We start from the raw sequence: 22,026 nt of genomic DNA on the forward strand, positions 1-22,026 counted from the left end.
ATCCGAATGCCGGCAAACCACGCCGCCTGATCGCCTCGTCACCCAAAATCCCGCATAGCTCTCGAGGCGGTCGTGGCGGATGAGGCGACGAGATGTCGGATTAAGGCAAGACCACGTTTGGCTTCATCGACTTGATGAGTGCACGTAGAGCGTTGTCGTCTTAGGCGGCGACACACAAAAGGCCCGGTTGCGTTTCGGCTCCGCTTTGGTTCACATCTTTGTCGAAAACGAAGGCCCGGATCTCATCCGATAGGCCGGCTTTGCGGCTTCGCTCCCTACCGCAGAATGCCGACGGCAAGGCCCCTCATCCCTACTTTGATCAAAACCCATCCAAGTTGGGCCTTTGTCACGGAAGATTTCCTCGTATTTTTCACCCTCGATGGTTTCCTGCGCGGAGTGGTCATCTGGCGGCGAAATTCGTCTCAGGCTGGAGGTGGGCTATGCAGTACGACCGGATAGATGCCCGCATTCTTGAGATCGTGCAAAAGAATAACCGTCTGACTTCAGATGTGATTGGCGAGATGACCGGGCTTTCTCCTACCGCATGCCAACGACGGTTAAAGAGGCTCCGCTCGGAGGGCATCATCCAGGCCGACGTGTCGGTTGTATCGCCGAGGGCGGTCGGACGACCTATTCAAGTGCTTGCACTGGTGACCTTGGAGCGGGAAAGCGCCGATATCATCGATAGGTTTAAAAAAGCCATCAAATCATCAATCGACGTCGTCAACGGCTTTTACGTCACGGGCGATGCCGACTTCGTCCTGTACATTACCGCGCGGTCCATGGAGGAGTACGAGGAGTTCACGCGGCGCTTCTTCTACGAAACTCGCGACATCAAAGGCTTCAAGAGCATGGTCATATTGGATCGCGTAAAGGTTGGATTTGCTGTTCCGGTTGAGCTTCCCCCAGACGATTGATTGCACCGATGCGGGCGATCGTCTCGCGCCCGCAATCGAGGTGTTGACCTGACCGTTCCACTCTCCGGTGGCTTCTTGGGATCGCAATCAGCATAGCAAGAAAAGACGCACATAGAGCCCGGTCATACGGCAATGTCGTGGACGCCATCATCGTATCGCTAGCGACAAGGTGCAAAAGCAAGAATGGGGCGCGTTGAGTCAGCCGGCGCGAGCGCCTCCATTCGCTTGGTCGAAATTCGTCGAAGACAGGCCCATCAACGCGGGATTTGGGCTCCACTGAGTTACTCGTTGCATCAATCAAGATGAAGAGGCTGCTATAGTCGCAATCACGTTCTCGTTACGGTCAGGCGCAGGCTAGCAAAAGCCTCCTGCCAGGGGAGGGACCATGACCGACCGCGTGCCCGCCGTCCTCGAAGTGTTTGACTGCTCTCAAGATAGTGCTCTCAAGCAGCTGCCCGGCACACGACCGGAGCATCAGCGTTCTTTTCCGGTGCGTCCCGCGAAGCGGCCCTTTGTGAAGAACGTAATCTTGGCGCGTCTTCCTATCCAACAGCTTGTGGCAATAGGGGAGTGCCTCGAGCCGGTCGCCTTGAAAGAACGGATGGTTTTGCAAGAGCCAAAAAGGCCGGCCGAGCACGTCTATTTTGTAGAGAGCGGCCTCGTCTCGCTCAGAGTTGTTGCCGCGGGCAGTATGCTCGAAACGGCAGTCATAGGCTATCGGGGCGTGGTCGGCACTTCCTTCTTGTGGGGAGGACATCTTTCAATCCATCAATCTGTCGTCGTCTTCCCTGGAAGCGCCCACAGAATTCGCGTCGAAGATCTTCGTCGGATCATGAAGGTGCATCCCGAGATCAGAGACCATCTGTTTGAGTACGTGCAAGCGCTGACATTTCAGTGCGTCCAGACAGGATTGTGCGGGGTTCGGCACCATCGCGAACAGCGCCTCGCGAGCTGGATTTGCCTTGCTAGTGAAGCTGTTGACGCCCGCGTGCTGCCAGTCACCCACGATTACCTTTCCTCGGTGCTGGGACTGCGCCGCGCCGGGGTGACCGAAGCCTTGATCCGCTTCGAGGAGCAAGGGCTGATTCGCAAGATGCGGGGCGTCTTGCACATCGATGAACACAAATTGCTCGAAGAGAAAGCATGCTGTTGCTACAAGCTCGTCTCAGCTGCCTATGCCTCATCAGTCGGCACTCTCGGCGAAGAACAGGCGAGCTAGCGACTGGCGTTCCGCGTCCTCTCGGTTCCTGTGACGCGAAGTTGAGGCAACCCGGGGAAAGGCCACACCGTCACGAATCAATCGCTCCCCTTGCGCTTAGCTGGCGGTGGGTAACCGATCGTCGGCGATACCTGGGTTGGTCAGCTTGCGATTGTCGCAAAGCGGACGGGTCATCGGTCAGCCGCGCGATGCGGTCCGGCGATTAGGGAGCACGCTGGACAACCGATCCCGCCTTCTGCTCGAGCAGGATCGCTGGATGGGCGCAACGAAGCCGGAAAGCTACTGGGCGCGACATCCACACTTCGTCAACTCGGTATGCTGGAAAGCCGGGGAACCGCCGGCGGATTAACCAACGACTTGTACTCGTAGCGGGCCTAGAGGCTGTCGGCGAGCGCGGCCGGAGCATTTTCTCAGATTCTCATCGAGGTACCGAGTCATCGGGTCGAAGGTGCTGTCATCGTCGGGGGGATGATGAAGCAAATGGGGCACTTGGCGCCATGTTGACTCGAAGCGATATGCCGAGGACTTTGAGCAGCCTAAGTACCAATTTGGCTGGTCTTTTCAAGCTCTCAATATTTACTATGAAACGCACGCCCACGTTGGGGACCAATGCAAGATCCTGCTGCCTTAGCCCCAACGAGTTCGGCCGCTGGCGACCACCCGAGGGCTGTCGTATCTTGAACATTGATCATCACATTTTCCACGGCGCACCGCGCGGCGGCCATTCTCCATCTCGCGACCGCGTTGCGCGTCTGTATCAACTACGCGCCGTAAGGTGAACATCTTCCCTTCCGAAATCAATGAAGACCTGCAAACAGCCGGAATGGTGAGAAAGTAAAAGCCTTTGAGCATCGACCGCATCGTCTGCCCAAATCAAGAGTGATACCCCGCAAGCAAACACACGGTACTTTTCGCCGTCGGCGCGCTCGGACAGCGCATCCTCGCGGAACCCCTCTTCTCTTCCCAGAACTGATAGGAGAACTCTGTTCCTGTTTGAGCTATTCCTTCCAGGTTGATGAATACTTGCAACCCAGGAAGCCACAGCCGATTGGCGGCCAATAGCCGAGCTTTGAAGTCGCTGATGCTGGTTTCGAATGCTGCGATGTGAGTAGCACGACAAGTCGACAGTCGCTTTACGATCGAGCCGGAGCACCTCCGCTATGGATTGTTCCACTGAGTGTGAGCTGTCATCTCACCTAAAGGGCATAGTGATTCAGGTCCTCGGTTCCCATTCAGATGACTGCGCTCCGCCAATTGTCTTTGTTGGCAGAAATCGGGCCGGCAACTGGGTTGCCCGCGAAAAACGGGGCTCGTTTGGTGGGCTTTTTATCAACCGCGCTGAAGCTCTGAAATACGCTCTCCTCAAGAACGGACGCCATCCAGAGAGCGTCATCGAAGTGACGCGTGAGATCGAGCTCGATATTCCGATCCCGTGAACAGCAGAACATTACGGATGTGACCGTTCTTCTGCACCTGTGCTGCCCTGTCGAAGCCGAGGCACTCGTTAATCATCGCAGGACCAACCGCGGCCAGCCGATGTTCTTGAGCGTACGCATTTCAAGTATTCAATTAGGCAGCCCAGCGGCTTTCCGTCGCAGATTCTGTCGGACGACAATCATCGGCCAATCATTGCGTCCGCTCGACGAGCGTTACATGGTTATACACCTGAACATGAGCCGTCCTGACTCGTGCGGTGCGACGACATAAGATGAGAGCCAAGGACGCGCCATCGACTGCTCCATCTGGAACAGTTTCACCAGGTAAGGATAGCGCGCAGCTCAAAGGACTCGTTGGTCTCATCTGCATCTGGTTGTCTTGAGGTGGAATGCGTACGCGGGCTTAACGCCATCTCATCCGCTGCGATACGTTCCATTGATGTCACCTACCAGTTCTCGCAATTGATTGAGATGTCAGAAACCTGTCACGCTCCAAGCCGAATAACGTCGGCCTCGAGGCAACGGATCTGGCATGCAGGATCATTCACCATCTCTCCTCGCCCATCGCAATGATCAATCCCTCGATCTAACTCGAGCTGATATTCTGCGTGCTGAGGTCTGCTCCAGCAGCGCACTCTCCTTTCTCATGGAAGCGCATGACGGCCTGTCCGCCGCAATCGCCGAGCGAGCAGGTTTCAAGGGCCTATGGGCGTCCGGTCTGTCGATTGCCTGTTCTCTAGGTTACCGCGACGCGAACGAAGCATCGTGGAGCCAGCTTGTCGACGCCATTGAGCGGATCGTGGATTCAAGCCAACTTCCGGTCCTTGTCGACGGAGATGGCGGCTTCGGGAACTTCAACAATGCCCGCCTGCTGGCTCGCAAGCTCCGTGAGCGCGGCGCGGCGGGTGTTGCGCTGGAAGACAGCTGCTTTCCGAAGCTAAACTCGTTTGTTGGCAACCGTCATCCCCTCGCCGACGTTGACGAATTCTGTGGACGCTTGCGCGCCGTGAAGGACACGGTTGCGAACGATCTCGTCCTTGTGGCTCGAATCGAAGCGCTCATCGCCGGCCACGGTATGCACGAGGCACTTTCACGCGCTCACGTCTACAAGGAAGCCGGAGCCGACGCGATCCTGATTCACTCACGAAGCAGCTCGGCAGACGAAATCGTTTCGTTCGCAAATGCTTGGCAGAATAGGTTGCCGGTCGTGATCGTTCCAACCAAATACTATCGGACACCGACCAGCGAGTATCGTCGCGCCGACATCTCGACGGTCATTTGGGCCAATCACTCCATGCGAGCGGCAGTGGCCGCAATGCGTCGGGTCTGCGGCCGCATCTTCGCTGAAGAGAACGTTGCGACCATCGAGCCCGATATCGCCCCCCTCGAAGATATTTTTGAACTGCTCAGCTACGATGAACTCGCCGACGCCGAAGCGCGGTACCTCCATCCTAACAAGCTGTAGCATTAGGGTCATTCACCGTCCAGGTCAGGCGGCTTAGGCCAACAATGGCTACGCTTGCTGCTCCAACTGCTGCAAGATGTGCGTCGAAGATACTAACGCTTTGGACGAACCAGATATACCTCTGAGGCTGCCGCGATCAAATGACGATCAAAAGAGCAATCATTCTCGCCGCTGGCGTCGGCTCTCGCCTTCGACCGCTGACGGACCTCCGGCCGAAGCCCTTGGTCGAAGTCAACGGCACGCCGATTCTCTACAACGCCCTCCGAAATCTGGAAGCCATCGGCGTCGAAGAGGTGACGCTCGTGGTCGGTTATCGCAAGGACGCTATTCAATACGCGTGCGGGCATCGCTTTGGCGCGCTTGCGATCAACTATGTGGAATCATCGGCTTTTGACCGTACCGGAAGTGCCTATTCGCTGTGGCTCGCGCGTGACGCGCTGCTTTCCGGAGATTGCTTTCTCCTGGAGGGCGATGTGTTCTTCGAGGAGGACGCGCTGCGACATCTGCTGCACAGAGGGGTGACCGACGTGGCAGCAATCGTTCCCTTCGACGATTCGATGGAAGGCTCGGCAGTCCTGTTGACGGATAGCGGCCTCATCTCGGAGTTCCGTATGAGACAAACCGGAGCAAACCTAGCCGCGAATGGACCACGGCTTTTCAAAACGATGAACCTATTGCGACTTTCAGCGCAAACCCTCAAGGCGACGATTGTTCCAGCGCTAGACCAGATCATAGGGTCCGGAGTGACCCGGGCTTACATTGAGGAGCTTCTTTCGCACCTTGTTGAACTGCGCGGCCTGAAGCTCGCCACGACGCGGTGCGACCATGTCAGATGGTATGAAATCGACACCGCTGAAGATCTGCAAGTCGCAGAGCGACTTTTCAGGGGAGCGCAAGGTCAAGGCATGCCTCGCAAAAGGTGACACTTCGATGCTCAAATATCTCTGGGATCCGGCGAACGCCATAACAACTAGCGGCCTTCTTTTTTCGTCGGTCAGCCTGTTTCTTGCCCTGTCCAATCGTCTTGAACTGTCGATAGCGACAGCACTTTGGGCAGTCCTGAGCGATCACCTCGACGGAATAGTGGCAACTCACACGAAACGTCGCCACCCAGATGTTGCCAAGATGGGAAAGAGCCTCGACGGTTTTGCTGACATCATCTACGGAGCCGTCTTGCCCGGGGTAATCCTAATCCAACTCAGCGGAGCCTCGATTTTTGCCCTCGTCACCGCGACCACCCTGCTCGTAGCGGGAGCAATTAGGCTCAGCTACTTTGACAACTTCGGCCGCTCACGCGATGGCCGTTTTCTAGGGCTCCCACTATCATACGACATTCCTGTGATGGCGATCATTTTCCTTGCTCGCCCGTTGGTTTCAGATGAGTTTTTCGTACACTTCACGCTCAGCACTTTCACCCTACTCGCAGGACTACACGTCGCGCCGATTCGCGTCGCAGCGCCAAATACGACCATGTACGTCGCAATCTCAATATTCGTCGTCATCGCTTCATCGGCTCTGGGATTGCGAGGTCTAAGCTAGACCAGCCTGGCGCAGGTGGTATCGGTACGGGCCTCTCGATCTTCGCAGGCAGACTTAGCTGCCCCAGAGACGTCAGACGCCGGTTTGGGGCGCTTAAGCAGCCGAAAGGAGAGCTGGATGTTAGCAAGCAGCATTTTTGAAGGAGCAGCGTTTTACTATGCTCGCTATCAACCTGAGTATCCGGACGAACTCTTCAGGTCCCTTAGCGAACATCTTTTTCTAACACCTGAAAGTCGGGTACTTGATCTTGGATGTGGTACCGGACAGATCGGACTTGGACTTGCTCCCCGCGTTGGGTATGTGGACTGCGTCGATCCAAATCGGGCCATGCTGGGCGAAGCCGACCGACTTTCCTCCGAACGCGGCCAGCATAACATTTCGCTGATCGAAAGCACCGCCGAGGAGATGAATTCGGGCTTGACCGGCTACCAAGGGGCCACGATCGCGAGTGCCTTTCACTGGATGGACCGCTCGCTCGTTATGGAAACGCTTGATCGACGCCTGCTATCGTCCGGCAAGGTAGCGATTATCACAAGAGTTCGCGACGAAGCGGCACCGAGTGATTGGTGGAACAGGATCTGGGACTTCGTGCACACCTGGTGGGGAGGCCATTTTCCCGCCGGACGTGGCGATAAGCGCCGCGAATTGCGAGTGGACCACGAAGCTGTTCTGCGCCGATCGACGTTTTCGAACATAACAAGGAGCCACATCCCTTACATGGTATCGTGGACATCCGAGGAACTCGTCCAATATATGTATTCCACGTCAAAGGCCTGTCCAGGTGTACTAACGCAGAGAAGAGATGAATTCGACGAACAGTTGCGCTCTCTACTTCACCAATTGTCGCCGGCTGATTCGTTTATCGAACAATGTCACTTAGATATCTTGTACGCCGGCCGGTACTAAGAGCGGAATGCAGCGGAAATTGTTCTTCAGCAATCGGAAAAAATAATCCTGCGGAGCTTCGCATATGGAGATTGTGCTGAGTTTCAATCGCCCGAGGTGCACCCTTGATCGGAACTCTCGTTGTCTCGCGGCTCGCGATGATAGCCCATTCTGAGCGGCAGAAAGACCTCTATGCAGCGGCTCCTGGTGGCGAGCAGATTCCCCATGCTTTTGCTGATGACGTTGGTCGCTGCCCGCCGCTCTGGCCGGGGTCATCGAACCAATTCCAGTTACCTCGGCATGCTTTGATCAGTCTGACAGGCTTGCTGGCCCCAGAGCAACAGCAACTGACCAGGGAACGCTCCGTTTGGGGCAGAAGCGAAACCGTCGATTCTACCATCAGCCGCATAGTGAGAAGTCGCCTCCCCGACCTCGCTTCTATCCTTTGCCGGCGGAGATCCGGCCAACAGCCAAAGCTTTGATGTATGCGGTATCGGTCGGCCGAGGAGAGTTCACATGTCTGGTGGTGAAGCGACGGCACCGATTGATATGACGCGCACATGGGCTCCTCAAGTGCCAGCTTTCCGCGAACATGTCGAAAGAAGCCTCACTGCAGCGGCGCGCGCACCGGACCTTGCCAGCACAATACAACGCCATCGCTTCCACGGGAGTGCCCGTGACAAGCAGGCCGCAGCGGATTGGTTGAGGAACCGGCTCGGCGCGCCCCCGAATCCTAACCGCTTGCTGATGACAGGCGGCACTCAGAACGCGCTAATGGTCCTGTTCTCGCGCCTCGCTCCCAAAGGAGCTGCGATTGCCGCGGAAAAACTGACTTATGCAGCGATCGGCCAACTCGCAATGCTGGGACGGATTAGCGTTTTGCCCGTTGACATAGATGAAGACGGCATGCGTGACGATTCCCTTGAGTCCTTGTGCAAAGCTCACAATCTGGCGGCCGTTTACATTAACCCGACAGGTCACAATCCGACGACTTCAATGATGTCGCTTGAGCGCAGAAAGAGGGTCGCTCGAGTGGCCCGCAAGTATGCTCTTCCCATTATCGAAGATGACGTACATGGCCTTATAACCAAGAATGCGCCCCCTCCGCTCGCTTCGATCGCCCCCGATCTCACTTGGTACCTGATGAGCGTCTCAAAGTGCTTGGGTATCGGATTGCGGACTGCGTATCTTATTGCGCCATCGGACGACAGCCTTGCCGATCTTCTTCGACCAATACCAAGCGTCTCGAGTTGGTTTGTACCAGGGTTATCCGCGGCCATTATCACTCACCTGATCGAAAGTGGTGCCGCAAGTCACATTGTCGGACAGATATCAAACGAGATCGCGGCCCGGCAAGGCATTGCGCAGGAGATGCTTGGGCATTTAGGGGTCATGCACACGAACAAATCGTCCTTGCACGTCTGGATCGACTTGCCATCTCCCTGGACAGCAGAACCATTCATCCAAGCTGCTCGCGCGAAGGGCGTAAGCCTGAGACATCCGCAAGTGTTTGCGACACCTGGCATCAACGTCGAGCACAACATCAGAGCATCGCTGATCGCTCCGTCAACCCACGAGGACCTCCGACGTGGACTGAGTGTTCTAGCGGCCTTACTCCTCAGTCGGACTTAACTCACGGATCATGACAACTCAGAATAGGGTGTAAGCATAGATGTTGGCGCCAGAATTTGCCTATCTCAACGGCCGAATTGTCAGATGGGATGACGCCAGGGTGCATGTATTCTCGCCCCTGGCGAAGTACGGCATTGGTGTTTTCGAAGGAATACGCGGCTATTGGAACGAAAACGTCCAGCAATTGTATCTCTTTCGTCTTGCGGAGCACCTCGAGCGATATGCCTTCTCGCAAAAGGCAATGAGGTTCGATCAGCCGATCTCCAGCGATAAGCTGATCGAGGCACTCATTCATCTCTGCCGTGCAAATGCATTTCGCACGACGGTGCATATTCGGATGATGGCTTTCATTGATGGGCTTGGCGAGTTGGTAGCAAAAGGACCTGTAGGAACTGCGATTACGGCCTTGCCCCGCGGGGCCACTAGACAATCCGTCGAAGGCGCTTCTGCTCAGATCAGTTCCTGGATGCGCATGCCGGACAACGTCATGCCCGCACGCATCAAATGCAATGCAAACTATCACAACGCACGATTGGCCATGATGCAGGCCCAACTCGATGGATACGATATCGCTTTTCTCCTTAATTCGAGAGGAAAACTGGCGGAGGCGCCAGCAATGTGTATTTTCATGGTTCGCGATGGTCAGTTGATAACGCCAAGCGGAACCAGCGATATACTGGAATCGATCACCCGCCAGACTGTTATTCATTTAGCACGAGAGTATCTCGGGGTAGATACCGTCGAGCGCGATGTCGACCGGACGGAACTTATCCTTGCCCAAGAGGTGTTTTACTGCGGTACCGGCGCCGAAATCACTCCGGTGACGTCGATCGACCGCATGGCCGTAGGGAGTGGTCAACCAGGAGCGATCACACAGCAACTCATCGAAATCTACCTTGCAATCGCCACCGGAACGAATACCGCACACGGGGCATGGCGAACTCCTGTATTTTGAAGACATTGATGCGAACGGGAGGACCTCAACTTAGCCCCTAGCCGTAGTCATTGATGTCATCATCGGCGGATTATTGCGGTTGTCCAACCCAGAACTGCCGAAGTGCCGAATCTAATTGCTTAACGCGCGGCGGACGCTGCTGGCGGTCGCTAACCTCGGTAAAGGACCGCGCCATCAACCGCGGGCGGCGCTATTGGTACCACAGCGGCACCCGGAATGTGTGCGCCCCTCCCCTCTCGCTCTTATGCTGGTCACCTACTGGTATTTGTAGTCTGCGTCTTGAGCGCTACTTGATAGGATAGACGGCGTGATTGATCGCAGATTTGATGAATTCGTCCGCATTCGGGGTACCTTTACTGTCTTTGTCGCCCTGAACGTGCGGGAACGATCCCGCCATCAGTTGGATTCGAAGCTACTCGCTCGGCTTCTATCGGCGTGACGGATGCCGCTCTCGTTTGTTTAACTTCTCCGCTCGAGGACCGTTATGAATGAACGGGTGACTTGGCAACTCTATAACGGCGCCGCTCTGGACTACGACGAGTATAGGCCGAGATATCCTCACGCGGTCTTTGAAATCCTCACGGACTATCATTCGCCACTTGCGCCACTGCGGTCAGCCGCAGACATCGGCGCGGGAACGGGGATTTTCAGCAGACAGCTAATGGCGTCAGTTCCGAGCATTGAGCGCCTAACCTGCATTGAGCCAAACAGCGATATGGCCGCCGTTGCGAAGGAGCGGTCCGCGACGTTTCGTGGCCTCGACGTCCTCGCCGGATTTGCTGAGATGCTACCGCTCTCAGATCATTCATGTGAACTTGTGACGGCAGCAACCGCGGCTAACTGGTTCGATCGGCCCGTATTCTACCACGAGGCTGCACGGGCGCTGAAGCCTTCCGGAACATTGCTGCTGCTACAGAATAAGCATCGGCACGAGGAAAGCGCATTTCTCGATGATTTCGCCAGCCTGCAAGAGCGCCACATCCCCGGATTTCGCCGAGACCACTACTCTGATTTCTGGGGCGGTTATGGGAAGGCTGATTTCGAAGCGGAACTCCGTTCGAGGCACGACTGGGTCGCTGTGGAGCGCTACAAGCTCGAATGGCGCCAGACGATGACCGCACAGCAGTTTCGCGGCTACTGTCAATCAGGACATATAAAGACGGCGATCGCTAGGTCTGGCGCCGTAACGATCGCCAAGGAGCTCGATGGCCTTCTCGACCGGCACCAGGACGCGTCAGGTTATGTCACTGTTGACTGGCTGACTGATCTCGTTTTGAGCCGAGCCCCACCTGAGGAGCAACCGCTGGGGAAGCGCTAACTTGCTTATCCGAACTGCCAAAAGCCGCCGGGTGATCGACGTTTGGCTCCCATCCAGGCTCGATGCCGGTCGTGCCGGACTGTTGAGTGGGCCGCAGCAGCTGCGCGCGATCGGTGCAGATGCTCGTCGACCGATCCTTGCAAAGGCTGGGTCTGGCTCGCGCGACTGGCGCTGGAATGGGCCTGGGCTGTCTGCGACACCGTCTAGATCGCGCCCAGAGACGGAGGCGTCTCACGATTGTGTTCGTCGCCCTGTCAGGACCAGCTGGCAGCCGACCAAGCCGGCTATGAGCTTGCCTGGCATTGATCTCTTTTTCGCGGGATGCCAACATGCGGACAACGGTTGCTCCTAGAGCGTGGCCCCGATGATGACCGGCCGATTCAACGCAACCGAGTCTCCTTCTTCGCGCAGAAAATGGAAGGGTACGCTCTCGGCTCGAGGCAGACGTGGATCCGACACCGGACCAAGTCGGAACTTGTCCGATTGCTTGGGAGCCGTCTCGATTGTCGCCACAACCGGCTGGCACTGAGCAGAAGTCCGAATACGCGCCTGATCAAATCTGGATCATTCCGGCCGAGGTCATAACGCACCACGCTTCAACTGCACCGTCGGATAATCCAAAAGGCGATGACCGCCCCGGACAGCCTTCCAATCCGGGCGTCTTCCACTTGACCACACTCAGATCCCGATAACTTGGACGGTCCGCCTGCCCGTAGAGTGATCTTGCTGCGCAGTCGCCTCGCAATCGTATCCCAAACAGTTAGCGTCATCGCATCTTACAGGTGATCACATCGAATTATCCGATGCTTGTCATCCTCCAGTTGCGGTCACGATGCCAAACACAGCGCGCAACGGCTTTAACCGCGTCTGGGGGATTCTATGCGCGTTAAGATGAACAGTAACGATGTACAAAATGATCAGACAAGACCGTCATACTCGGCATCAGGACATGCGTTCCGCTTTCGATCCATTAGAAAAGCGGAGCTAGCGGTTGCATGTATCCTGGCAGCAAGTCTAATTCCCGGAAGGGCGCTGGCACAAACGACCAATATGTCCAATCAGAAAAGCGACACTCTGAGCGCGGCCGCTAAGAGAAAAGTTCAAAAGAAGATGGTCCAACTTGGGAGTGATACTGGTGAAAAACGAACAGCGCGTGCTGACGCTCGCCCAGCCAAAGCTATCAACCCCCAGCCCGGCCCATTCGCAAAGTTCGAAAACCTCCGCATAAAGGGATTGGAGGTCAACTTACCTGGCCCAGCCGATACCTTGGTTCAGGACAAAGGAGGCATAAGATCCGCGCTCGCAGAGATTGGGATCGGATACATTGCTTGGACGCAAAATACCTACGTTAACAACCTTCTGCCGAATGCAGCCAAGAGCACCATCGCCAACCAACTATATAGCGGACAGAATCCGACTTTCTATACCCTAAATTACATGATGGTGACTTATGATCTCAGCCGGTATGGAATCCCCGACGGTCAGATCATTGTAGGAACCGAGCAGCAAGCTTGGACATGGCAGCCCGGCGGCCCAGATAGATGGGGGATCAATACCATCGCCTACTACCAAACCTTTTTTGATCGGAAGCTCGAGCTCAAAGTCGGCTACCTCATGAACTCGTATGAGTTAGCCGGCACGGTGGTCGGAGGAAATCCAGGAGCAAACGTCTTCGGACCCTCATCGAATGTGCTGTATCAAGGAGGGATGAACTTCGCGCCCGCGCCGACACCGACTCTCAACCTGACCTACCATTTCGATGACCGACTGTACAACAAAGTGTCGTTCCAACGCTCTACCAGTCCAGACGGGGTGTTTGCGCATATAACTGCAAATTCAACGGGCTTAAACTGGAGTACAGCGAACGCGGGCCTGCTGTTGCTTGACGAGAGCGGTTATCGCAACAGCGCGGCTCCCGGTTTACCCGAGACGTGGTTGCGGGCGGGTGTTGGCTTCAACAACAGCCACTACACGAACTTGGCATCTCCAACCCAATCGAGAGCTGACGAGAATAGCCTTTATTACGTCGCTGCCGACAGGCAACTCTGGCAGAGCCATGTCCATGACGCCGCATCTCGTGGCATCTATGGTGGATTCTCGGTTATGGGAGCTCCGCCTGACCTCAACAAGGTTAGCCAGTATTATGAGGTCCGGCTTTACGCGAAGGGAATCTTTGATAGTCGGCCCAGTGATCAAATCTCGCTTGTTGCTACCGACACGGTGTGGAGCAGATTTGCAGTCGATGCTGCGGCGGCCAAAGGAAATCTCGTTCATCGGGACGCGAAAGCAATCTCCGGAACATATACTGCGCATCTTGGCCCGGGAATATACGCGAGCTTGGGGCTGACATATATCGATCACCCGACAAGCATCACATACACGCCCCAAATCGGCCATGCCCTAAATTTCTCAGCGTCTACATCGATATTCTTCTAGCGGAGTCGCTCGCGTCATACGTGAAGAAGCCGCTCAAGAGTGGATAAGCTGAAATCGTAGAGCCCCGGGAGAAACCGGGCGAGCCGACACGCAAATGATGCGTCCGAACTTATGCTCAGTGCACGCGTGGGCGACGCCAATGGCGTCCCCTCGCAGTTTGATTGGTTTGGTCCACACCCGATCCATGCTTACAGAGCCACAACGAGCGGCTCGCCGGTCAGTGGCTATTCGCGACTTATTGCTTCGGAGGAGCTGAACTCCTGTACTTCTAGCCGGACGCTCAACCTGCCTAGCCGCGGCTTGGGCCGGTCTCGCAATGCACACCTGATCTTGCTTAGCGCGGACGTATCCAGTGTTCGATTTTCCCGCCGCGTTCGGCCGCGGAGATCATTTGCCGTTGTTTCGGCCGACAATCGCAATTCGGTGATCATCAAGCCACCCAGAGCACGCGATGATTACATGTTGCGCGTTTCTCATATAATTTTTCGATGCTTGTCATTTGCATGTCGCTATCCACCTCTTGAAGTCCTTCGCGAGCGAGCGCGATCGAGATGTCGAGGAATTTATCGCTGTGACGAGATGTGGAGACAATGGCACAACGCGTCGTTGACGGCCGACCGATCGGAAAAGCTCCAGCCTGACGCCTGCTCCTTGGTTTCACTGGTGATCGGCGCAAATGCTGTAGAAACCATACCCGCGGCGAGCGGCCGATTGAGACGCTTGCTCGCTGTATTCTATTGATTGGAGACTAACAATGAGACGTCTGCTTGCGGTGGCTTTGTTCTTGGCGGTTCCGATTGTTATCGCCAGACCGAGCATGGTTTACGCGCTGGAACTGCGTGTGAGCTATTCGCCCGCCAATTTTTCTGCGATGTACAATGCAGTCGCGGCCGAATTCACGAAAGCGAACCCCGAGATCACAATCAAGTTCGAAACGGCGAAGAGCTACGACGAACTATTGCAAAGTACATTGCGCGCCCAATTGATTAACGACGCGCCTGACGTCTCGCACCAGGGCCTAAATTATATACGGCTGCTGGCCGATCGTGGCCTTGCCGTACCGCTCGACCGCTTTATCTCGGCCGAACCGGAGTGGACTCAGCAGGGTGTTGCTGACGCCATTCGAAACATCGGATCGACCGGTGACAAAGCTTATGCCGTCCCTTATTCGCTGACGACGCCAGTGCTGTTCTACAATAATGCCCTTCTCGCCCGCGCCGGCGCTGACCCTGCCAATCTCCCCACGACCTGGGACGACGTTTTCGATTTGGCAAAGAAGATCTCAAAGCTGGAGCCGAACATCAGCGGGTTCTACATGGAGTATAATGCCAATGGCGCGTGGGGCTTTGAAACACTGCTTTTTGCGCATGGCGGCAGGATGATGACCAAGGGCGAGGACGATATCGCCTTCGACCAGCGGCAAGGGCTTGCCGCTATGGCAACCGTAGCGCGCGCCGCAGATTCTGGTATGATCAACTTGTCGCGTGACAACGCCCGTCAGTCCTTTGTCGGCGGCAAGATTGGCATCTACTTGACGTCCAGCAGCCTTCTCACCGATTTCGAACAGAAGATCGGTCGGCATTTCATGCTTACGATGACGCCGATCCCTTTGGCTCACGACGGCAAGACGTTGGCCGCCGGCAACGGAATGATGATGCTAACCAAGGACACCGCTCGGCAGGAAGCAGCGTGGAAATACATCAAGTTCGCAGCAAGCCCGCGGGCACAGGCAATCATGGCGGCCATGACCGGCTATACACCAATCAACACGGCCGCCCTGTTGGATCCACAGCTACGGGAGCTTTATCGGGAAAGGCCGAACTACAACGTTCCGCTGCGGCAACTCAGCAATCTGGTGGCTTGGTATGCATTTCCGGGCGAGAACAGCACGAAGGCCGCGGCGATGATCGTGGACAAGATGCAACTGGTGTTAGGCAGTAAACTCTCGGCGCAGGCGGCGCTCGATGACGCCGCCAAGGAGGCGCGCAAGCTCATTCTAAAGAAGTGATGACGTGTTAAGGCGCCGCTCCTGTACCGCATCTCTGATCTTTTCTTCGTGGACGGCGTGTACCAGCAGCATCGTAGCGGTCGTTCGTTTGACGCCCAGCAACCTCGCCGACCGGCTGAGGGGCGAGCGCCTGCCGCCCCCAATACGATCGAGGGATCGTCAACCATGTTTGGATTGCGTCTGTATAACTAGCAGGCCGGAGTGTGATCGGACTGGTCGACCGACCAGCTTCGGAGGCCGACACGTGCTTTCGGACAAGCTTTAGCGACACCTTGTGAGGGGCGCGGGCATCATCAGAAATGCGTATGAATGCACTGAGTGCCTGCTTTGAAACGGCTGAAGGCTGTCATTATTTCCTTGCTGGTGCCGGTTGACTGCACAAGATGGCCGAGACTTCGGCCTGCAGGGATACGATTTCGCTGGCGAGATTTGTCAGATGATGTGCTGTTGCTTTGGCGCCGCGCTCACCTATGAAGAAGAAATGACCGCCTGATACAGTACGCGTGAGCCGGCGTGGCAAATCTAACATCAGCGACCGCAACTGCTCCCACAGCTGAGGACGGATAGTGGAAAGGTCGGGGCATCCGGTAACGTAGCGCTCGAAGACGTGCTGTGCGTTCAGGAAACCCCAGGTGAGTGAATCGGTCAGCGCGTGACGCGCATCAGAAGACCGCGTCGGCGCTATTACACCCGTCAGCGGATGGGAGCCAAAATCGAAAGTGCCGAGTTCGTCCGTCACTTCGGTAACCGAAACGACCGCGCTGCGCGATCGCAGAAATTGCGGCTCTCCGCGCAACAGAAGCGGCGTATTTACACGATAGTCCCGTTGATAGACCTCTTCGGGGATGATCACGCGCTCATTGTCGGCCGCTTGGGCAGCAAGTTCAGCACACCAATTTGAGTGACGCGTTGGTAGACCGGGCTCATTGGCCGAGAGAGCCCACAAGCCCGCCTCCGTCACGGGCTCGCCCCTCTCGAAGACGGGCACCAGGCCGGGAAACGGAGCGCTCGCAGCGAGCGAAATAAAGCCGATCGGCGGCAAACCGCCTCGGGCGAGGCCTCGACAGACTGAGCGCGCAACCCGGCCCGCCATGCTCCAGCCGGCCACGACGACTCGCCGTGGCGCAGGACAGGGGGCCAAAAGGCCGAGGGTGGTCGCGGTCACCGATGCCCCCCAGTCGCTCACGGTCATCTCGGGATAAAGCCGGGGAAAGATGGGATGATCACTGGGATAGGAGACGGCCAGAAGCCCCCATCCGACCTCACGCAGCCAGAAGTCGAGGAAGTCCCGTGGATCCGCGCCCGGGTGGCCATATGCGACCCGGGCCAGATGGCCACCGCCAGGCAAGAAAACGACGGTTGGGTTGGTGCCGGTCGGCGGTCGCCAAAACACAATAGCAGGAAACGTGCCGCCATTCATAAACAGCTCGTTCGAAAACAGCGCGGCCGCCGATCTCGGGGCGGGCTCTGAAATTGTCGACGAACAGGGAACCACCCCACTTCTCCAATGATGGTGCGACTTGTGGTCCGGGAAACGGCCCGCCAGTTTTCGGCACTCTCGGACCGAGGGTAGGCTCGTCTTCGCGGGCATGGATGAATCGCTACAGGTCAGATGGCACAGCCCACCTTCAATCTGTCGCAACTCTTTCTGCTGCCACTTGGCCCTAGCGACTTAGATTAGGACGCCAATGCATACGGAATGGGTGGTTCGCCCTCCGTCGTGATGTGCCATAGGACGCGCCGTTCTCGAGAGTCGAACGCCTCACGTCTATGAAGCGTGTAACTGTTATCGAAAACGAAGAGATCATCGACACCTATCACGTCGCCCCATGTATCGTTATAGGCTTCGACGTATGTCCATAGCAGGTCAGAGAGCTTCTCACTCTCTGCGCCCGTCAAGCCTTCGATAAGGCATTGTCGCTGTCGAGGGAGATACAAGGATGGTCTTCCGCTATGGGGATTCAGGCGCACGAGCGGAAAGCTGGGCCCAATATGCCGACGATCGGCCCCTTCGGGGAGTGCTGCAATTTGCTCGGCATATTCAGCAGCGAAATTATACTGTGAATAATGGATGCAACTCAGTCGGCTCAGATAGGATGTCAAGCAGTGAGGCAGGCGATCATGGACATCGGAGAGGTTCATGAAAAAGGTCTTCGGTGGATTTGTTTTTGGCGACTCGCGTCCGTACAAGAACGTCAACTTGACCGGCCGTGGCAGATAGGTGCCATCGGTGTGCCAGTAATTCTCAGAGGAACCACCGTCACCGATCGGGCGGCCATCATCATTCGCTACGTTCGAGACGACCTTGATTTCAGGATGGCCAGGCAAATGCGCGCTACTTGAGGCTGCGGCGCGCTTTAGCGTCTTTGTATGGCCGAAGGCAGACGCAAGCGCGACGAATTCGCTTGGTGACAGATGCTGGCTACGAAAGCGAAGCACAAGGTGCGTTTCGAGCGTTTCGCGAAGCGCAGCGACAACGGCGGCGTCTTTCGATTCCGCCAATCTGCGGAGATCAACATTGGCGACATCCGCGCCGATTGCGGAAGAAAGCTTTGTAATTGTGAACATCGGAGTTCCTTTTGAAACCATATCCATTTCAGCGCTTGCCGGGGCAATGCCTGTGCATTCGACAAGAGGAGAATTCTGATCCCCTCGGTTCGCCTATTATTTGACGGCCCCTCCGGTCAGTCCCTCGACGAACCAACGTTGGGCTGCAAGGAAGGCGATGGTGAGCGGGAGTACCACAAGAGTGGATGCCGCCATCAGAGGACCGTAGTCGCTGCCGGCCTCCTCGTTCTTGAAGACCAGAATACCCAGCGTCGGCGGCATCAGGGACTGATCACGTACGGCGATCAGTGGCCAGAATAGGTCATTCCAGTGCCCGACCACCGAGAAGATTGCGAAGGCGATGACAGCCGGTAGTGCCATTGGCACCATGACCTTCCAGACGATAGCGAGTTCAGAGAGACCGTCGAGACGGGCAGCGTGCACGACATCATCCGGAATCGTCTTGAAAAACTGCCGGAACAGGAAGATGCCGAAGGGTGAGACGACATAAGGAAGGATCAGCGCGGTGTAAGTGTTGAGGATGGCGAGCTTGTACCCGAGGATGAATAGCGGCAGCGAAAGCACTTGGTGCGGGAGGATCAGACCGGCAAGCACCATGCCGAAAACGAGTTCGCGACCGAAAAATCGCAGTTTTGCAAGCGCGTAGGCGCAAGGAGCGCAGAGGAGAATTTGTAGCGCCAGGATCAGACCGCATACCATCAGGCCGTTGCCCATGTAGCGGAGCAGCGGCGCTTCATTCAGCGCTTTTTCATAGTTTTCGATGCCGTAGAATTGCACGGGCCAAAAGGAGAAAGACGCGTGGAATATCTCGCCCGGCGCCTTGACCGAGAGCGAGATCATCCACAGGAAGGGAACGAGTATCAACGCTCCTGTGACGAGTAACACGACATGGCGAAACATGCCGGCAAGCGACGACAAGCCTTTGACCGAAGTGGCCACGCTCATTGGTAATGCACCTTCCTGTCCATGACGAGGGCGTTGATCAGAGTGAGAGTTCCGACCATGGCGAGAAAGACGACGGCGACGGCGGCGCCATATCCGGTGCGCAGATACTCAAAACTCTCTCGATAGAGCGTGTAGAGCAGTACTTCGGAGGCAGCTCCAGGGCCGCCCTGCGTCAGTACCTTCACCGCGTCGAAGCATTCCAAGGCCCGCAGTGCCACGACAATGACAACGAACATCGAGACCGGCCCGAGCAAGGGCAGAGTGACGATGCGGAGGCGGTCGATCCATAAGTCGGCACCGTCGACATCGGCTGCATCGTAGAGATCTCGCGGGATGCTTTTGAGGCCTGCGAGAAACAACACCATCGCATAGCCGAGATTTTGCCACATCCCGATAGTGGCCAACACCGGAAGGACGGTATTTTCATCACGCAGCCAGTTGGCGGTCGGAAGGCCCACGGCGGCGAACATCTGGTTCACGAGCCCTATCGTGGGATGCAGCAGCGCCTCCCAGACAATGGCCATAGTGGTGACCGTCGCCATAAAGGGCAGGAAATGGATGGCACGATAGAACGAGCGGCAGGATTTTCCGCTTTCGATCAGAAGTGCAACAGTAAGGCCGGCAAGTAGCGTACCCGGCACGACGATCAGAACATAGATAGTGGTGTTGGCGAGGGAGGCCCTAAAGGTGGCGTCCGCGAACGCCTCGCGGTAGTTGGCGAGGCCGACGAAGGAAAAAGAGCCAGCCCCGAGCTGCCAGTCGGTGAGCGCGATGAAAAACACCCCAACCGCCGGCAGCATGAACAGCACCAGCAGAAAGAAAACCGCCGGGCCAGCCAGCCCGAATCCTGCGAATGCCACCGCAAAGGCTTGCCGACGAGCTGGTGAGACCGCAAGAAATGACGCTCCACGCCGCGTTAAGGACAAATTATAAGCGTCGGAAAAAGTACGAGGCTCGCTCATCTCACGGCCTCCCGGAGCGGAGCGACGTATCTGCAAACAGGATCCGCTTCACGCCGTAAGCGCCGTCCATCCCGTGTAAACAGAAGAATGCGATCCGGTCTCGCGCCGACATGCAAGGTCTGGCCGGGCGCGATATGCGGCGCCCGCTCGGCCAGCAGCCTTGCGATAAACGGCTGATCGATGCCGGCAAGATCGAGATGTACAAAGAGATCTGATCCCATGTGCTCGACCATTCGCACCGAACCTGTCAGCACCCCCTGGCCGGCGTGGTCTGCGAGATAAAGAGCCTCCGGACGAATGCCGAGCGAGAGCGGCGTGCCTGCCAGGGCATGGGCTTCGACCGGGATCGCCGAACCAGCCACGTCGATTAGGCCGCGTTCACGCATCACGCCATCAAGTAAATTGATCTTGGGTGAGCCGATGAATTCTGCGACGCGGCGATTGTCTGGATCGGAGTAGATGCTTTGCGGTGGAGCAACCTGCAACAACTCACCATCGAGCATCACGGCCACGCGGTCCGAAAGGGTCATCGCCTCGGCCTGATCATGCGTAACATAGACGAAGGTGACGCCGAGCCGTTGGTGCAGTTCCTTGATCTCGGCGCGCATGTGCACGCGCAGCTTGGCATCCAGATTGGATAGAGGCTCGTCCATTAAGAAAACAGCTGGATGGCGCACCATCGCCCGACCAACCGCGACACGCTGGCGCTGGCCGCCCGAGAGTTGCCCCGGTTTGCGCGACAACAGGTGGCCGATCCCGAGGGACTTAGCCGTGCGGGAGACTTCCACCCCAATGTCCGCGGCGATCTGCGCCGTTCTTGGCAGAAGACGACCGAGAAGGGGGAGCCTCCGTAAGGCAGAGAGCCGACGCATCCGCAACGGCAGGGCGATATTCGACGCGACGCTCAAATGGGGATAGAGGGCATAGGACTGGAACACCATTGCAATATCCCGCCGCTTTGGCGGAACTCCGTCCACAAGGCGCTCGCCGATCGAGACGGAGCCTTCGTCCTGCACCTCAAGTCCGGCCAGGATACGGAGCAGCGTCGACTTACCACAGCCCGACGGTCCCAACAGCGTCAGGAATTCACCATCGGCTATCGACAGTGAGACGCTGCGCAGGATGGCCGTCTTACCGTAGTTCTTACTGATGTTTTCGATCAAAACCGATGCCATCGCATCACTTCCTCGCTGCCATGACGCTCTTTGCGCAAGCTGCGGACCTTCAAGACCCGTCGTGCTACAGCTGGATGACAGGCATCGAATAAGTAGATGGAATACCCTGCAATATGCGATAACTCGGTACTGCGGAGCTAAACAGTGCGGCCGTAAGAAGCGACGCCGAGGTCGCTTGACAGCGGACCGGTCGCAGCGAGCGAGCCTTGGCGCTGCTTTCTTAAGGGCGCCGCGCAATTTCCTCGTCGTGAGCCGGAAAGCGCTTCGAGTCCTGTTTAACGTTTCGAATTGGACAAGAAAATTCACACGTCTGCGCGGCACCCAACACACAAAGCGCCAAGCATATTTGCTCTGCTGGTGATGCGCGGTCGCGAAACGCGCCGTCGTCTTCAGCGATGCGACGCAAGGCATCGCAACTTGCGATCATTTCATTCAACAAACACGAATGTCCGTTTTGTTTGCAACTTTGCCAACGAGTAAACGAGTAGAAGCCGTCAACAATCCTGCGTCAAACTTCAGGTGCCCCCATTGTCTCTCGTTGCAGAACGGCTCAAGGCTTGTTCGCC

Annotated in this window: 17 protein-coding genes; 12 read left to right on the plus strand and 5 right to left on the minus strand. The window is 56.6% G+C overall.

Annotated features, from left to right (window positions below):
- Positions 1 to 440: 440 nt before the first annotated feature.
- From WN73_RS16140 to WN73_RS16195, 12 genes are all read left to right on the plus strand, one after another.
- Positions 441 to 917: an Lrp/AsnC family transcriptional regulator gene (locus tag WN73_RS16140; RefSeq protein WP_271553721.1), complete on the plus strand. Its 477-nt coding sequence runs from the start codon at positions 441 to 443 to the stop codon at positions 915 to 917.
- A 385-nt stretch (positions 918 to 1,302) separates the two neighbouring features.
- A complete protein-coding gene (locus tag WN73_RS16145; RefSeq protein WP_271553723.1) occupies positions 1,303 to 2,136 on the plus strand; it encodes a Crp/Fnr family transcriptional regulator in 834 nt (277 codons plus the stop codon).
- A 1,205-nt stretch (positions 2,137 to 3,341) separates the two neighbouring features.
- Complete coding sequence (locus tag WN73_RS16150; RefSeq protein WP_271553770.1) at positions 3,342 to 3,572, plus strand: hypothetical protein; 231 nt, start codon at positions 3,342 to 3,344, stop codon at positions 3,570 to 3,572.
- A 601-nt stretch (positions 3,573 to 4,173) separates the two neighbouring features.
- Positions 4,174 to 5,037 (plus strand): phosphoenolpyruvate mutase, encoded by an 864-nt coding sequence (aepX, locus tag WN73_RS16155; RefSeq protein WP_271553772.1) that lies wholly within the window; start codon positions 4,174 to 4,176, stop codon positions 5,035 to 5,037.
- Between the two features lie 140 nt (positions 5,038 to 5,177).
- Positions 5,178 to 5,960: a phosphocholine cytidylyltransferase family protein gene (locus WN73_RS16160; protein WP_271553725.1), complete on the plus strand. Its 783-nt coding sequence runs from the start codon at positions 5,178 to 5,180 to the stop codon at positions 5,958 to 5,960.
- A gap of 7 nt (positions 5,961 to 5,967) precedes the next feature.
- Complete coding sequence (locus WN73_RS16165) at positions 5,968 to 6,576, plus strand: CDP-alcohol phosphatidyltransferase family protein (protein ID WP_271553727.1); 609 nt, start codon at positions 5,968 to 5,970, stop codon at positions 6,574 to 6,576.
- Between the two features lie 117 nt (positions 6,577 to 6,693).
- Positions 6,694 to 7,482 carry a class I SAM-dependent methyltransferase gene (locus WN73_RS16170; protein WP_271553728.1) on the plus strand — a complete coding sequence of 263 codons (789 nt, stop codon included), beginning with the start codon at positions 6,694 to 6,696 and terminating at the stop codon, positions 7,480 to 7,482.
- A gap of 495 nt (positions 7,483 to 7,977) precedes the next feature.
- Complete coding sequence (locus WN73_RS16175; protein WP_271553730.1) at positions 7,978 to 9,093, plus strand: aminotransferase class I/II-fold pyridoxal phosphate-dependent enzyme; 1,116 nt, start codon at positions 7,978 to 7,980, stop codon at positions 9,091 to 9,093.
- Positions 9,094 to 9,133: 40 nt separating this feature from the next.
- Positions 9,134 to 10,048, plus strand: a complete 915-nt coding sequence (locus WN73_RS16180; RefSeq protein ID WP_271553732.1) for a branched-chain amino acid transaminase — start codon at positions 9,134 to 9,136, stop codon at positions 10,046 to 10,048.
- A gap of 484 nt (positions 10,049 to 10,532) precedes the next feature.
- Positions 10,533 to 11,366 carry a class I SAM-dependent methyltransferase gene (locus WN73_RS16185; protein ID WP_271553734.1) on the plus strand — a complete coding sequence of 278 codons (834 nt, stop codon included), beginning with the start codon at positions 10,533 to 10,535 and terminating at the stop codon, positions 11,364 to 11,366.
- 891 nt (positions 11,367 to 12,257) lie between these two features.
- Positions 12,258 to 13,802 (plus strand): carbohydrate porin, encoded by a 1,545-nt coding sequence (locus WN73_RS16190; protein WP_271553736.1) that lies wholly within the window; start codon positions 12,258 to 12,260, stop codon positions 13,800 to 13,802.
- A 754-nt stretch (positions 13,803 to 14,556) separates the two neighbouring features.
- On the plus strand, positions 14,557 to 15,810 hold the full coding sequence (locus WN73_RS16195; RefSeq protein ID WP_271553737.1) for an extracellular solute-binding protein: 1,254 nt from the start codon (positions 14,557 to 14,559) through the stop codon (positions 15,808 to 15,810).
- 349 nt (positions 15,811 to 16,159) lie between these two features.
- Here the strand turns inward: WN73_RS16195 and WN73_RS16200 are convergent, their stop codons facing one another.
- From WN73_RS16200 to WN73_RS16220, 5 genes are all read right to left on the minus strand, one after another.
- Positions 16,160 to 17,230 carry a hypothetical protein gene (locus WN73_RS16200; RefSeq protein WP_271553739.1) on the minus strand — a complete coding sequence of 357 codons (1,071 nt, stop codon included), beginning with the start codon at positions 17,228 to 17,230 and terminating at the stop codon, positions 16,160 to 16,162.
- Between the two features lie 257 nt (positions 17,231 to 17,487).
- The gene (locus WN73_RS16205; RefSeq protein WP_161533382.1) at positions 17,488 to 18,405 is read right to left on the minus strand and encodes a TauD/TfdA dioxygenase family protein; all 918 of its coding nucleotides are present in this window, start codon (positions 18,403 to 18,405) and stop codon (positions 17,488 to 17,490) included.
- A 69-nt stretch (positions 18,406 to 18,474) separates the two neighbouring features.
- Positions 18,475 to 19,323, minus strand: coding sequence for a carbohydrate ABC transporter permease (locus tag WN73_RS16210; protein ID WP_271553740.1), 849 nt, complete (start codon positions 19,321 to 19,323; stop codon positions 18,475 to 18,477).
- Entirely contained in the window at positions 19,320 to 20,285 is a 966-nt protein-coding gene (locus WN73_RS16215) for a carbohydrate ABC transporter permease (protein WP_161533380.1), read from the minus strand. Before WN73_RS16215 ends, WN73_RS16210 begins: the two co-directional genes overlap by 4 nt.
- Positions 20,282 to 21,460: an ABC transporter ATP-binding protein gene (locus WN73_RS16220; protein WP_271553741.1), complete on the minus strand. Its 1,179-nt coding sequence runs from the start codon at positions 21,458 to 21,460 to the stop codon at positions 20,282 to 20,284. Before WN73_RS16220 ends, WN73_RS16215 begins: the two co-directional genes overlap by 4 nt.
- Positions 21,461 to 22,026: the final 566 nt, after the last annotated feature.

Source organism: Bradyrhizobium sp. CCBAU 45394 (assembly GCF_028128655.1).
In the GTDB taxonomy this organism is placed as follows: domain Bacteria; phylum Pseudomonadota; class Alphaproteobacteria; order Rhizobiales; family Xanthobacteraceae; genus Bradyrhizobium; species Bradyrhizobium diazoefficiens.

Excerpts from the sequence above, each read along its gene's own strand:
- WN73_RS16140 (WP_271553721.1), top strand. The coding sequence starts at position 441 with ATGCAGTACGACCGGATAGATGCCCGCATTCTTGAGATCGTGCAAAAG.
- WN73_RS16145 (WP_271553723.1), top strand. The coding sequence starts at position 1,303 with ATGACCGACCGCGTGCCCGCCGTCCTCGAAGTGTTTGACTGCTCTCAA.
- WN73_RS16160 (WP_271553725.1), top strand. The coding sequence starts at position 5,178 with ATGACGATCAAAAGAGCAATCATTCTCGCCGCTGGCGTCGGCTCTCGC.
- WN73_RS16165 (WP_271553727.1), top strand. The coding sequence starts at position 5,968 with ATGCTCAAATATCTCTGGGATCCGGCGAACGCCATAACAACTAGCGGC.
- WN73_RS16170 (WP_271553728.1), top strand. The coding sequence starts at position 6,694 with ATGTTAGCAAGCAGCATTTTTGAAGGAGCAGCGTTTTACTATGCTCGC.
- WN73_RS16175 (WP_271553730.1), top strand. The coding sequence starts at position 7,978 with ATGTCTGGTGGTGAAGCGACGGCACCGATTGATATGACGCGCACATGG.
- WN73_RS16180 (WP_271553732.1), top strand. The coding sequence starts at position 9,134 with ATGTTGGCGCCAGAATTTGCCTATCTCAACGGCCGAATTGTCAGATGG.
- WN73_RS16185 (WP_271553734.1), top strand. The coding sequence starts at position 10,533 with ATGAATGAACGGGTGACTTGGCAACTCTATAACGGCGCCGCTCTGGAC.
- WN73_RS16190 (WP_271553736.1), top strand. The coding sequence starts at position 12,258 with ATGAACAGTAACGATGTACAAAATGATCAGACAAGACCGTCATACTCG.
- WN73_RS16195 (WP_271553737.1), top strand. The coding sequence starts at position 14,557 with ATGAGACGTCTGCTTGCGGTGGCTTTGTTCTTGGCGGTTCCGATTGTT.
- WN73_RS16200 (WP_271553739.1), bottom strand. The coding sequence starts at position 17,230 with ATGAATGGCGGCACGTTTCCTGCTATTGTGTTTTGGCGACCGCCGACC.
- WN73_RS16205 (WP_161533382.1), bottom strand. The coding sequence starts at position 18,405 with ATGGATATGGTTTCAAAAGGAACTCCGATGTTCACAATTACAAAGCTT.
- WN73_RS16210 (WP_271553740.1), bottom strand. The coding sequence starts at position 19,323 with ATGAGCGTGGCCACTTCGGTCAAAGGCTTGTCGTCGCTTGCCGGCATG.
- WN73_RS16215 (WP_161533380.1), bottom strand. The coding sequence starts at position 20,285 with ATGAGCGAGCCTCGTACTTTTTCCGACGCTTATAATTTGTCCTTAACG.
- WN73_RS16220 (WP_271553741.1), bottom strand. The coding sequence starts at position 21,460 with ATGGCATCGGTTTTGATCGAAAACATCAGTAAGAACTACGGTAAGACG.